Origin of the sequence: Methylobrevis albus, from assembly GCF_015904235.1 — a bacterium.
In the GTDB taxonomy this organism is placed as follows: Bacteria; Pseudomonadota; Alphaproteobacteria; order Rhizobiales; family Pleomorphomonadaceae; genus Methylobrevis_A; species Methylobrevis_A albus.
The window spans coordinates 250,545-264,047 of the sequence record NZ_JADZLT010000050.1 but is presented as its reverse complement, the minus strand read 5'-3'; the positions used below and the strand labels follow the sequence as shown (position 1 = coordinate 264,047).

The 13,503-nt window shown below is 70.3% G+C and carries 9 protein-coding genes; 3 read left to right on the top strand and 6 right to left on the bottom strand.

Annotated elements, in window-relative coordinates:
- Nucleotides 1–40: 40 nt before the first annotated feature.
- Both I5731_RS10940 and I5731_RS10935 read left to right on the top strand, forming a co-directional pair.
- Complete coding sequence (locus tag I5731_RS10940) at nt 41–2,194, top strand: TonB-dependent siderophore receptor (protein WP_197311424.1); 2,154 nt, start codon at nt 41–43, stop codon at nt 2,192–2,194.
- A gap of 169 nt (nt 2,195–2,363) precedes the next feature.
- A complete protein-coding gene (locus I5731_RS10935) occupies nt 2,364–3,986 on the top strand; it encodes an ABC-F family ATP-binding cassette domain-containing protein (protein WP_197311423.1) in 1,623 nt (540 codons plus the stop codon).
- Between the two features lie 19 nt (nt 3,987–4,005).
- On the opposite strand, the gene I5731_RS10930 is transcribed toward I5731_RS10935, so the two are convergent.
- The 6 genes from I5731_RS10930 to I5731_RS10905 all read right to left on the bottom strand — a co-directional run bounded on the left by I5731_RS10930 (nt 4,006) and on the right by I5731_RS10905 (nt 10,764).
- Nucleotides 4,006–4,881 (bottom strand): ATP-binding cassette domain-containing protein, encoded by an 876-nt coding sequence (locus I5731_RS10930; protein WP_197311422.1) that lies wholly within the window; start codon nt 4,879–4,881, stop codon nt 4,006–4,008.
- The gene (locus tag I5731_RS10925) at nt 4,878–5,732 is read right to left on the bottom strand and encodes an ABC transporter ATP-binding protein (protein WP_197311421.1); all 855 of its coding nucleotides are present in this window, start codon (nt 5,730–5,732) and stop codon (nt 4,878–4,880) included. The genes I5731_RS10930 and I5731_RS10925 overlap by 4 nt, the downstream gene beginning before the upstream one ends.
- 3 nt (nt 5,733–5,735) lie before the next feature.
- A complete protein-coding gene (locus I5731_RS10920) occupies nt 5,736–6,590 on the bottom strand; it encodes an ABC transporter permease (RefSeq protein WP_197311420.1) in 855 nt (284 codons plus the stop codon).
- Entirely contained in the window at nt 6,587–7,510 is a 924-nt protein-coding gene (locus I5731_RS10915) for an ABC transporter permease (protein WP_197311419.1), read from the bottom strand. The genes I5731_RS10920 and I5731_RS10915 overlap by 4 nt, the downstream gene beginning before the upstream one ends.
- Nucleotides 7,511–7,701: 191 nt before the next feature.
- Nucleotides 7,702–9,249 carry an ABC transporter substrate-binding protein gene (locus I5731_RS10910; RefSeq protein WP_235981707.1) on the bottom strand — a complete coding sequence of 516 codons (1,548 nt, stop codon included), beginning with the start codon at nt 9,247–9,249 and terminating at the stop codon, nt 7,702–7,704.
- A 90-nt stretch (nt 9,250–9,339) separates the two neighbouring features.
- Complete coding sequence (locus tag I5731_RS10905; RefSeq protein ID WP_197311417.1) at nt 9,340–10,764, bottom strand: amidase; 1,425 nt, start codon at nt 10,762–10,764, stop codon at nt 9,340–9,342.
- A gap of 123 nt (nt 10,765–10,887) precedes the next feature.
- On the opposite strand from I5731_RS10905, the gene I5731_RS10900 reads away from it, so the two are divergent.
- Nucleotides 10,888–13,500 (top strand): LuxR C-terminal-related transcriptional regulator, encoded by a 2,613-nt coding sequence (locus tag I5731_RS10900; protein WP_197311416.1) that lies wholly within the window; start codon nt 10,888–10,890, stop codon nt 13,498–13,500.
- Nucleotides 13,501–13,503 lie beyond the last annotated feature (3 nt).

Genomic DNA, 13,503 nt, shown 5'->3' with positions numbered 1-13,503 from the left:
CGCGCCACCCGCGTTTCGGCCTCCGGAGTATCGACCGTCCATGCCGCTCAAGTCCGCTTCCGCCCGCCGTTCGGCGCTCCTCGCCGGCTCGGCCGTCCTCGCCCTCGTCGCCGCCGCGCCGGCCCTTGCGCAGCAGGCGGATGAGACGATTGAACTCGAAGCGATCGTCGTCGAGGGCGGCGCCGGCAGCGCGACCGGCCCGGTCGACGGCTACGTGGCGGGCGCCACCGCCACCGGCTCGAAGACCGCGACGCCGGTCGAAGAGATCCCGCAGTCGGTGTCGGTGATCGGCCGCGAGGAGATCGACGACCTCGGCGCGCAGAAGGTCGACGAGGCGCTGCGCTACACCCCCGGCGTCTATGCCCAGCCGTTCGGCCCGGACAGCGACACCAACTGGCTGTTCATCCGCGGCTTCCAGGCGACCCAGTCCGGCGTCTACCAGGACGGGCTGCAGCTCTATTCCTACGCCTTTGGCGGCTTCTACACCGACAGCTACACCCTGGAGCGGATCGAGGTGCTGCGCGGCGCCGCCTCGGTGCTCTACGGCGGCAGCAACCCGGGCGGCCTCGTCAACCTCGTCAGCAAGCGCGCCGACGGCGAGCGGCGGCGCGAGGCCGAGGTCGGCATCAACGACGCCGGCACCGCCTATTTCGGCTTCGACGTCGGCGACCAGGCAGGCGAGACGGTGGACTGGCGCGTCGTCGGCCGGCTGCTCGGCGGCGACGGCTACAGCGATTACCAGGACGAGTTCCGCGGCGTCGTCTCGCCGACCGTCACCTGGCGCCCGAACGAGGACACCGCGCTCACCATCCTCGCCAACTACACCTACATGGACCAGACCCACGGCGGCGGCGGCTTCCTGCCCTATGTCGGCACCGTGGTGGACGCGCCGTTCGGCCGCATCGACCCGGACGCCAATTTCACCGAGCCGGACATCGACCTCTACGAGCGCCGCCAGGGCTCGATCGGCTACGAGATCGAGCACAAGCTCACCGACGACTGGACCGTGCGCCAGAACGCCCGCTACGGCCACAGCGAGCTGCACGAGATCTCGGTCTACCCCTACGGCTACCTCGGCTATGCGCTGACGCCGCAGGACCCCGACAACCAGCTCACCCGCATCAACTTCGAGCATCAGACGACGGTCGACACCTTCCTCGTCGACAATCAGCTCGAGGGCCGCGTCGACACCGGCCCGCTCGAGCACCGGCTGCTGTTCGGCGCCGACTACAAGTGGTTCAACATCGACCAGATGCAGGCGACCGGCGCCTCGACGCCGATCAGCGCCACCAACCCGGTCTACGGCGGCGAGCAGGGGCCGCGCTCGGCCTACATCGACCAGGACCTCGTGCAGCAGCAGCTCGGCGTCTACGTGCAGGACCAGCTCCGCTTCGGCGACGGCTTCATCGTCACGCTCAACGGCCGCTACGACTTCGTCGACACCGACGCGACCGGCACCCCGAGCTACAGCGGCAGCGACGGCGAGTTCAGCTGGCGCGCCGGCCTCGCCTACGAGTTCGACAACGGCGTGACGCCCTATGCCAGCGCCTCGTCGTTCTTCAACCCGCTGATCGGGTCCTCGGCGGCTGCCGGCTTCTTCCAGCCCGAAACCGGCCAGCAGTACGAGGCCGGCATCAAATATGCGCCGACCTGGTTCGACGGGCTGTTCACGCTCGCCGTCTTCGACCTCACCCGCCAGAACGTCGTCACCGGCCCCTTCCTCGCCGAAACCCAGATCGGCGAGGTCAATTCGCGCGGCTTCGAATTCGAGGCGAAGGCGAACCTCACCGAGCAGCTGAAGCTGACCGCCGCGCTGACCGCCTTCGACCTCGAGATCACCGAGGACGCCGACGCCTCGATCATCGGCAACACGCCCTACATCGTGCCCGAGCGGCAGGCGTCGCTGGCGCTCGACTACACCTTCGGCAGCGAGGCCGGCCGCTTCGAGGGCGTCACCCTCGGCGCCGGCGTCCGCTTCGTCGGCTCGACCTTTGCCGACAACGCCAACACCCTGGAAGTGCCGAGCGCGACGGTGTTCGACGCCAAGCTCGGCTACGAGCGCGACAACTGGGGCGTCGCGGTCAACGTCACCAACCTCTTCGACAAGGAATACGTCGCGAGCTGCCAGACCGCCTATGCCTGCAGCTACGCCGAAGGCCGGGCGGTGAAGTTCAGCGCCCACATGCGCTGGTGAGCCGGGCGGCACGGCCGGGGCGCCGCGGGCCCTCGGCCGTGCCCTATCCCGACGTCCGGCGGTGTTCGGCGCGGAAACCCGGCGCCCGGCTGACGATCCGTCACTTGTGCAGGTGCGAAAGCATGGCATAAGGGCGCCGTCTTCCCCTGCGCCCGGACCACCGACCGCCATGATCCGCCTCGAGAACATCAGCAAGCAGAACAGCCACCGCATCCTCTTCATCGAGGCGTCGGCGTCGCTGCTGCGCGGCGAGAAGGTCGGCCTCGTCGGCCCGAACGGCGCCGGCAAGACCACGCTGTTCCGCATGATCACCGGCGAGGAACTGCCCGACGAGGGCCAGGTCGCCGTCGATCGCGGCACCACGGTCGGCTACTTCAACCAGGACGTCGGCGAGATGGCCGGCCGCAGCGCCGCCGCCGAGGTGATGGACGGCGTCGGCCCGGTCAGCGAGATCGCCGCCGAACTGCGCGACCTCGAGGCGGCGATGGCCGATCCCGACCGCCTCGGCGAGATGGACGCGATCATCGAGCGCTACGGCGAGGCGCAGGCCCGCTACGAGGAGCTCGACGGCTACGCCCTCGACGGCCGGGCCCGCGAAGTGCTCGCCGGCCTCGGCTTCAGCCAGGAGATGATGGACGGCGACGTCGGCGCGCTGTCCGGTGGCTGGAAGATGCGCGTCGCGCTCGCCCGCATCCTGCTGATGCGCCCCGACGTCATGCTGCTCGACGAGCCGAGCAACCACCTCGACATCGAGAGCCTGATCTGGCTCGAGCAGTTCCTGAAGGGCTTCGAGGGCGCGCTGATGCTCACCTCGCACGACCGCGCCTTCATGAACCGCATCGTCAACAAGATCGTCGAGATCGACGGCGGCAGCCTGACCAGCTATTCCGGCGACTACGAATTCTACGAGCAGCAGCGGGCGCTCGCCGAAAAGCAGCAGCAGGCGCAGTTCGAGCGCCAGCAGGCGATGCTGGCGAAAGAAATCAAGTTCATCGAGCGTTTCAAGGCGCGCGCCAGCCATGCCGCGCAGGTGCAGAGCCGCGTAAAGAAGCTCGACAAGATCGAGCGCGTCGAGCCGCCGCGCCGCCGCCAGACCGTCAGCTTCGACTTCCCGCCGGCACCGCGCTCGGGCGAGGACGTCGTCAGCCTGAAGAAGGTCGACAAGCGCTACGGCAGCCGCACGATCTACGAGGGCCTCGACTTCATGATCCGCCGCAAGGAGCGCTGGTGCGTCATGGGCGTCAACGGCGCCGGCAAGTCGACCTTGCTGAAGCTCGTCGCCGGCACCACGACGCCGGACGCCGGCTCCGTCGCCGTCGGCGGCAGCGTCAAGATGGGCTATTTCGCCCAGCATGCGATGGAGGTGCTCGACGGCGAGCGCACCGTGTTCCAGTCACTCGAAGACGCCTTCCCGACGGCGGGACAGGGCTCGCTCCGCGCCCTCGCCGGCTGCTTCGGCTTTTCCGGTGACGACGCGGAAAAGAAGTGCCGGGTGCTGTCGGGCGGCGAGAAGGCCCGGCTGGTGATGGCGAAAATGCTGTACGACCCGCCGAACTTCCTCGTCCTCGACGAGCCGACCAACCACCTCGACATCGCCACCAAGGAAATGCTGATCGGGGCGCTCTCGACCTACGAAGGCACCATGCTGTTCGTCAGCCACGACCGCCATTTCCTCGCGGCCCTCTCCAACCGCGTCCTCGAACTCACCGCCGACGGCCTGCACCAGTACGGCGGCGGCTACACCGAATACGTCGCCCGCACCGGCCACGAAGCCCCGGGCCTCCGGGACTGAGAGACGGGCGGCGTCCGTCTCAGACCACCAGCACGCCGTGGCTCTCCGTCACCATCACCATCCGCTCCGCCTCCGACGGCGACGGGAACACCGTTGGCGGGGTGCGGGCGCCGGTGCGGCGGCGGCCGAGGCGGGGGACGGCGTCGAGCAGGCTTTGGGTGTAGGGGTGGCGGGCGTCGCGGACGATGTCGTCGGTGGTGCCGAACTCGACGACGCGGCCGCGGTGCATCACCGCGATGCGCCGGCAGAGATGCGCGACGACGGCGATATCGTGCGAGATGAAGAGGTAGGCGAGCCCCTCGCTCTCCTGCACGTCGGCGAGGAGGTCGAGGATCTGCGCCTGGATCGTCACGTCGAGCGCCGACACCGGCTCGTCGGCGACGACGATCTCCGGGTTCGGCGCGAGCGCCCGGGCGATCGCGACGCGCTGGCGCTGGCCGCCCGAGAACTCGTGCGGATAGCGGTTGAGCTGCTCCGGCTTCAGCCCGACCTTCTCGAAGAGCGCCGCGACCCGGTCGCCGATCTCGTCCGTGGTGAAGCGCCCCTGCGCCACCAGCGATTCGCCCACCTGCCGCGCCACGGTGAGCCGTGGATTGAGCGACGAATAGGGGTCCTGGAACACCATCTGGCAGTGGCCGAACTGCTGGCGCCGCGCGGCGCCAGTGAGCGTGGAGATCTGCTGGCCGAGCACGGTGATCTTGCCGGCGTCGGCCCGCTCGAGCCCGACCGCGATCCGCCCGAGCGTCGACTTGCCCGAGCCGCTCTCGCCGACGACGCCGAGCGTCTCGCCGCGCGCGAGGCTGAGCGAGACCCCGGCGACGGCCGCGACGCGCCGGCCACCGGAGGAGAAGGTGCGGCGGATGCCGTCGAGGGCGAGCACGGTCGGCGCGCTCATGAGCGGATCTCCTCTGGCGGTGCCGTCAGCCGCGGCGGCCGGCCGCCACGCTTCTCCATCACCCGGTCGAGCGTCAGGTGCGCCGCCATCAGGCCGCGCGTATAGGAATGCGCCGGGTTCTCCAGCACCTCCGCCACCGAGCCGCTCTCGACGATCTTGCCGCGCCGCATCACCGCGACGCGGTCGGCGGTCTCGGCGACGACGCCGATGTCGTGCGTGATCAAGAGGATGCCGGAGCCGAGCCGGGTTTTGAGATCGACGAGCAGGTCGAGCACCTGCGCCTGCACGGTGACGTCGAGCGCCGTGGTCGGCTCGTCGGCGATCAGCACGCCGGGCTCCAGCGTCAGCGCCGCGGCGATCATCACGCGCTGGCGCATGCCGCCCGACAGCTGGTGCGGATATTGCCGCATCACGCCCTCCGGGTCGGGAATGCCGACGTCGACGAGGGCGGCGATCGCCCGCATCTCGGCGTCGGTCTTGCCCATGCCGCGGTGGCGGCGCAGGCCCTCGGTCATCTGCCGCGCGATCGAGAGCACCGGGTTGAGCGAGGTCATCGGCTCCTGGAAGATCATGCCGATGCGCGCGCCGCGCACGTCCTGCATCGCCCGCCGGGAGAGCGTGGTGACGTCGGTGCCGTCGATGCGGATCGTGCCGGTCATCGCGGCGGCGGGCGGCAACAGCCGCATCACCGACAGCGAGGTCAGGCTCTTGCCGCTGCCCGATTCGCCGACGAGGGCGAGGATCTCGCCGCGGGCGAGTTCGAACGAGATGCCGTCGACGGCGGCAAAGCTGCCGGCGTCGGTGTCGAAGCGGACGCTGAGGTCGCTGACGGAGAGGAACGGGGCGGCCATGCGTCAGGCTCCCGCCCGCTGCGGCGCCGTGCGGCGCGGGTCGGCGAGGTCGCGCAGGCTGTCGCCCAGCAGGTTGAAGGCGAGCACCGTCATGCAGATCGCAAGGCCCGGGAAGATCAGGATCCACGGCGCCTTGGTGATGTAGTTGCGGCCCGAGGCGAGGATCGCGCCCCATTCGGGCGACGGCGGCTGCACGCCGAGGCCGAGGAAGGAGAGCCCGGCGGCCGAGAGGATCGCCGAGGAGAAGCCGAGCGTCGCCATCACGATCAGGCTCTGGCCGATGTTCGGCATCACGTGCACCCGCACCAGCCGGCCGGAGCCGATGCCGGCGAGCCTTGCTGCCTCGACATAGGGCTTCGCCCGCTCCGCCACCGCCAGCGAATAGGCGACGCGGGCGTAGAACGGCACCAGGCTGACGGCGATCGCAATGGTCGCGTTGACGAGGCCGGGGCCGAGGAAGGCAACGAGAGCAAGGGCGATCAGCGTGTCGGGGAAGGAATAGAGCAGGTCGATCACCCGCAGCAGCACCGCCTCCACCAGCCGGCCGGCAAAGGCCGCGACCAACCCGATCAGCCCGCCGACGGCGAGGCCGGCGACGACGGCGGCAAGGCCGATGCCGAGCGACAGGTGCGCGCCGCGCACGACGCGCGAGAAGAGATCGCGGCCGAACTCGTCGGTGCCGAAGAGATGCGCGAGGCTGGGGGCGGCGAGCCGCGGCCCGGCGGCCATGCGCATCGGGTCGAACGGCGCGATCACCGGCGCGAGCACCGCGACGGCGACGACGATGGTCGCGAGCCCGAGCCCGAGCAGCACGTTCAGCGGCAGCCTGCGGCGCCGGCGGCGGACGGGGGCGTTCATCGCTGCCTCATGCGCGGATCGAGAATGCCGTAGAGGATGTCGAGGCTCATCGAGACGACGACGACGGAGGTCGCGAACACCACGATGAAGCCCTGGATCATCGGATAGTCGCGCTGCAGCATCGCCTGGATCGCCAGCCGGCCGATGCCGTTCCACGAGAACACGTTCTCGATGATCACCTGTCCGCCCATCAGGTAGGCGAAGACGAGGCCGACGACGGTGACGATGGAGATCAGCGCCGGCTTCAGCGCGTGCACCAGCAGCACCTCGCGCTCGCGCAGGCCGCGCGCCCGGGCGGTGCGGATATAGTCCTCGGCGAGGATCTCGATCAGCGCCGAGCGCGTCATCCGCGCGACGAGGGCGCAATAGATCAGGCCGAGCGTCAGCGCCGGCAGCACCAGGTTGCGGGCGTTGGTGCCGGCGACCGGGAACCAGCCGAGCTTCAGCGAGAAGATCTGGATCATCGCGAGGCCGAGCCAGAAGCCGGGGATCGAGACTCCGAGCACGGCGATGATCATCACCGCCGTATCGGCGAGGCGGCCGCGGTTGATCGCGGCGATGAAGCCGAGCGGCACGCCGAGCACCAGCGCGACGCCGAGGCCGCTCGCCGCCAGGATGAAGGTATTCGGCAGGCGTTCGAGCAGCAGCCGGGCCACCGGCTCGTTGCCGCGGATCGTGGTGCCGAGGTCGCCGGTGAGCACGCCGCCGGCATAGCGCGCCACCTGCTGCCAGACCGGCAGGTCGAGCCCGAGCTGGCTGCGCATCTCCGCCATCACCTCGGGCGAGGCGGTCACCGACTGCGCCATCATCGCAGTGACAGGGTCGCCGGGCACCACGTGCACCAGCAGGCCGGACAGGACGACGACCGCCAGGATCGTCATGAAGGCCGTCGCGATGCGTCTTGCGATAAGGGTGATCATGCCGGCGACCCAGGTCTCCACATCAGTTTGCCGCCGCGGCCGGGACGGCGGTCCCCCTCTCCCCTTGCGGGAGAGGGTGCCCGAAGGGCGGGTGAGGGGGAGGCCGCGGGTGCCGCCCCCCTCATCCGGCGGCTGCGCCGCCACCTTCTCCCGCAAGGGGAGAAGGGGCCTGCGGCGCCGCCTGCGTGGTCCTACTCCGTGACCGTCACGTCGTTGAACAGCAGCGTCACCATGTGGCCCATCTTGAAGCCGTCGACCTTGGCCGTCGAGGCCATCAGCCAGCCCCAGCCCGGCGAGACCAGCGGCACCGCGTAGGCGTTCTCGAGCAGGTACTGCTGGATCTCCTGCACCTTGGCGGCGCGGGCATCCCCGGACAGCGCGCGCTGCGCCTCGAGTTCGGCGTCCATCGTGTCGCTGAGGCCCATATTGGTGAAGCCCGGCTGCTTCCAGAGGAAGTACAGGTAGTCCGGATCGGCGCCCGACATGCCCATGGTCCACACGGCGGGCTCGCCCTCGGCCTTGCCGTTGACGGTGCCCATGTAGTCGAAGAAGGCCGCGACTTCGCGGGTCTCGATCTCGGCCTCGACGCCGATCGCGGCGAGATCCTGCTGCATGATCTGGTGCATCTGGTCCCAGCCCTGCAGCTTGTGCACCAGCAGCTTGACCTTCAGCGGCTTGTCGGGGCCGTAGCCGGCCTCGGCGAGCAGCGCTTTCGCGGCCTCGGGATCGTAGGAGACGCCCCACGACGCGCACTTCTCCTCGTCGGTGGCGAAGAGGTTCGGCGCCACCGGGCAGTTGGCGACGTCGACCAGCCCCTCGAAGCCGATCGTGGCGTAGGCGTCGCGGTTCATCGCCATGCCGATCGCCTTGCGGACGTTCGGGTTGTCGAGCGGCGCGATCTTCCAGGTGAAGGCGGCGAACACCTGCTGGCCGGAGAGGTCGGCGGCGTAGACCTTGAAGGCGTCGTCGTCCTTGAGGTCGGCGGCCTCCTCCAGCGACGGCTCGACCATGTCGACCTCGCCCGAGCGCAGCGCGGCCATGCGTGCCACGGCCTCCGGCACCACCATGATGGTGAGCGTGTCGAGGTGCGGCTTGCCCGGGTTCTCGATCAGCGGCGAAAAGTTGACGTAGTCGGGGTTGGCGGCGAGCTCGATACGGTCGTTGCGCGTCCAGCTGACGAGCTTGAACGGCCCGGTGCCGATCGGCGTGAATTCGGCGCCCGCCACCGACGACGGACACATCAGGCCGGACTGCATGCCGGCGAGGAAGGCAGTGAAGGGGCCGTACGGGCTCTTCATCGTCACCGTCACCGTGCTGCCCTCGACCGCGACGCTGTCGATCGGACCCCAGGACGAGGCGTTCGGGCTGACGGTGGCCGGGTCGAGCGCCCGGTCGATGTTGAACTTCACCGCCGCCGCGTCGAAGGCCGAGCCATCGTGGCACTTCAGCCCGTCGCGGATCGTGAAGACGTAGGTCTTGCCGTCCTCGGAGAGGGTGTAGCCGCTGGCGAGGCCCGGGTGGATGCCGCCGCTGCGGTCCATGGTGAGCAGCGTGTCGAACAGGAGGTTCGTCACCTGCATCGACTGGGTCGTGCTGACCTTGTGGATGTCGAGCCCGTCGGCGTCGACCGAGCGGGCGACCGTGAGGCCCGCCGCGACGGCGGGTTGGGCGGCGAGGGCGGTCCCCGCAAGGAGCGCGGCGGCGACCGGCATCTTCAGCATGTTCTTGAGCGCTGTCATGGGCATGGTCCTGTTCCCGCAGTGTTCGTTTCTGGTGTTCTTACAGTCTCGTGCCCGGCCGCGCCGCCCCCGGCGCGCCCGGTCTTGTCCTCAGCCGGCGGCGACCAGCGGCCGGCGGCCGGCCCAGGGGCGCGTCGCCTCGAGCTGGCCGGCGAGCCGGTAGAGCAGGCCTTCGGCGGCCGGCGCCGCGGCGAACTGCACGCCGACCGGCAGGCCGTCGGCGTTCCAGTGAAGCGGCACCGACATCGCCGGCGAACCGGAGATGTTGAAGATGTGCGTCATCGGCATCCAGGAGAGATAGAACGCGTAGTGCGCGTCGACCGACACCATCGCCGGGAACGCCTCGTGCGGCAGCGGCGGCTGCGCCAGCGTCGGCGACAGGAACACGTCGTAGGTGTCGAACACCTTGGCGACGGCCGCGGCCACCGCGTGCACCCGCGTTTCCGCGACGGCGACGTCGACCGCGGTGAGCGCGTTGCCCGCCTCGATCATGTCCCACAGCATCTTCGGGAAATCGGCCGCGGTCAGCTTGCGGCCGAGCACCGTCTCCTCGATCCGCATGTCGGCGGCGTATTCGGCGAGGATGAACTGCGAGAACGTCGTCCAGCCGTCCTCCGGCAGGGCGATGTCGACCTCCTCGCAGACGTGGCCGAGGCTCTCCATCAGCGCGACGGCGTCGGCGAGCGCCGCCTTGCAGTCGTCGTGCACCGGCGCGCCGTAAGGCGCCTTCGACGAATAGGCGACCCGCAGCCGGCCCGGATCGCGGCCGACTTCCGCGGCGAAGTTGCCGCCTTCCGGCGAATTGTAGAATTGGCCCTTGAACGGCCCGGCGGTGGCGTCGAGCAGGGCGGCGCTGTCGCGCACCGACATGGTCAGCGCGTGCTCGGTCAGCATGCCCTGCCAGGCGGCGCCGGCCGGGGCGGCCGGGTTGCGGCCGCGCGTCGGCTTCATGCCGAACACGCCGCAGCACGAGGCCGGCACCCGGATCGAGCCGCCGCCGTCGTTGCCGTGCGCCATCGGCACCACGCGCGCCGCGACCGCCGCGGCGGTGCCGCCGCTGGAGGTGCCGACCGTGTGGCCGGGCTTCCACGGATTGTCGGTGACGCCGTGCGCCGTCGAGCGCGTCGTCCAGTCCATGGCGAGTTCCGGCACCGCCGTCTTGCCGAAGATCACGAGGCCGGCGCGCTTGTAGCGGGCGGTGAGTTCGCTGTCGGCCGGCGCCGGATAGCCGAGCCGCGGCGGCCAGCCCGAGCCGGTCGGCTGCCCGCCGTAGTGCGACGTGAGATCCTTCAGCAGGAACGGCACGCCGCGGAACGGCGCCTCGGCCGGCATGTCCTCGGCGATGAAGCGGCGCGCCTCGCCCTCGAACACCGCGACGACGGCGTTGAGCCTGTCGTCGACGGCCGCCGTCGCCTCGAGCGCCAGGTCGAGCAGTTCGCCGGGGGTCACTTCGCCCTTGGCGACGAGGTCCGCCAGGCCCGTTGCATCCTGGCTGGAATATTCGCTGAGATTCACGCGCGTCACGCCTCGCTTGAAAAGGTGCTCAAAACTAGATCGAGGCCAAAGGCTGGGCATGATGCGAAAGGGTGGCGTCGAAGAGTTTTTCGCCTCACCCGAAAGGGTGATATGAGTCCGGCCATGATCCCCGAGACGCGGTCACCCCGTTCGCCCTTCTTCAACCGGCGCGTGATGCCGCCGCGGATTCCGGTCGACGTCGTGGATCGCCCACGGCTCACCGGCATCGCCGGCCTGCTGACGCGCTATCGCCTGACGCTGGTGCAGGCGCCCGCCGGCGCGGGCAAGACGACGCTGTTGTCGCAATGGCACGCGGCGGCGCGGGCGGCCGGCTGCCTCACCGCCTGGTACTCCGTCAACGACGACGAGAAGGACCCGCTCGGCCTAGCCGACTATCTCGCGCTGGTGATCGCCGCCGCCGCCGGCCGCGGCGAGGCCAACGGCCTGCCGGCGCACCGCGAGGAGGCGCTGCCGCAACTCCTCGACCTGATCGAGGCGGCGAGCGCCGACCGGCCGCTGATCCTCTTCGTCGACGACTATCACCTCGCCGACGGCCGTGACGGCGGCGCGACGCTGGAGGCGCTGCTCGGCGCCGACTTTCCGCAGGTCGGCATCGTGATCGCCAGCCGCCAGCGCCCGGCGCTCGCCCTCGGCCGCTACCGGGCGCATGGCGAGATGCTGGAGCTCACCATGAACGAGCTGCAGTTCAGCCCCGACGAGACGCAGGACTTCTTCCGCGCCGCGCGCGGTGTCGAGCTCTCCGCCGACCTCGGCCGCGCCATGCAGCAGCACACCGAGGGCTGGGCCGCCGGCCTGCGGCTCGCCTCGCTGGTGTTCGCCCGCGAGGGCGGCGAGGCCTTCATGGCCGGGGCGCCGTCGGGCAGCCATCGCGCCTTCGCCGACTATTTCCTCGAAGAGGTGATCTCCGGCCTGCCGGAGCACGTCATCGGCTTCCTCACCGAGACCTGCATCCTCGAATCGCTCGGCGGCGACCTCTGCGACGCGGTGACGGGGCGGACGGATTCGGCCGAGATCCTCGCCGAGTTCGAGAAGGTGCAGCTCTTCATCGTCGCGCTGCCCGGCCAGCAGCGCTGGTACCGCTACCACCACCTCTTCCAGGAGTTCCTGCACAATCGGCTCGTCTCGGGCGGGCGCGAGCGGCTGGAGGCGCTGCACCTGCGCGCCGCCGGCTGGTTCCTTCATGCCGAGAGCCCGGTCGAGGCGGTGCGCCACGCCTTCCTCGCGCGCCGGCCGAACTGGGCCGCCGAGCTGATCGAGCGCCACTGCGTCTACGATTATCTCAGCCATGGCCGCTTCGACATGTACTACCGCTGGATGCAGCAGCTGCCGCGCGAGGCGCGCGAGGCGCGGCCGCTGCTGATGTTCCTGCTGGTCTGGCGCTACATCAACAACCAGCGCTTCCACCAGGCCGAGCAGACGCTGGTCGCGATCGAGGAAGCCTACGCCCGCGCCGACGGCGCCTGCCGAGCGATCGCCGCGGAAACCGGGCTACACCTGCCGGGCCGGCTGCATCTGATGCGCGCGCTGATCGGCGCCTATGGCGGCAACCTCACCGCCGGGCGGCGCCACATCGACGCGATCGGCGGCGCGGAGCTCGACAAGCTCGCCTTCGGCCAGGTCGACCTCGATTCGATCCACTCCTACATCGCCTATCTCGAAGGCGACCTCGAGACCGCCGAGCGGCTGACCTGGAAGGCGAACGGCGTCTACGACGCCATCGCCTGCCACTGGGGCGGCATCCATTCGCGCTGCATCGCGGCGATGTGCTACCTCGCCCGCGGCCTGCCCGGCGAGGCGGAACCGGTGCTCGCCGACGCGCTGGCGATCGGCGGCCGGCATTTCTCGCCGCAGTCCTACATGGTGGCGCTGCCCTCGGCGCTGCTCGGCGCCATCGCCTACGAGCGCGGCGACCTCGACGAAGCCGAGCGGCTATGGCAGCGCGCCCTGCCGGCGCCCGCCGCGACCGATGTCTTCGGCATGGCCGAGCGCGCGCTGGTCCCGACCATCGGCCTCGCCCGGCTCTATGACGCCACCGGGCGCGGCGCCGAGGCGGAGGCGCTTCTCGTGCGCGTCAGCCGCATGGCCTACGAGGCCGAGGATTTCCGGCTGGAGTTCGAACTCGCCATCGAGCGCGCCGACCGCGCCTTCCGCCAGGGTCGCCACGCCGATGGCCAGCGCGAACTGGACCGGCTTGGCCCCTTGCTGCCGGAGGCCCACGCCCGGTTCCCGGCGTCGATCTGGCGGATCTGGGAGCGCCATGCCGCGGTGGAGGCGCGCAGCCGTCAGCTCCGCGGCGATCCCGGCGCCTTCGCCCCGCTCGGCGAAAAGGCCGCCGCCGCCCGGCGCGAGGGCAGGGCGGCGAGCGCCGTGGTGATCGAGGCCCTGCTGCGCCGGCAGGGCATGGACCCGGCCGGCGCATCGGCCGATACGGCGGCAGCCGCCGCCGTCGGGGCGGCGCGCACCATGGCGGACATCGCCGCGCCGCCGCAGGACAGCGCGGCGCCCGCACCGGCCCGGCCGCGCCGGTCGGCATCCGACGACCTCACCGCACGCGAGACCGAGGTGCTGGCGCTGATGCGACAGGGCTGTTCGAACGCCGAGATCGGGCGGAGGCTGGAGATCAACCTCAATACGGTGAAGTCGCACGTGAAGAAGATTTTCGAGAAGCTCGGCGTCAGCAACCGCACCCAGGCGGTGCTGAAGGCGATCGGCTGACGG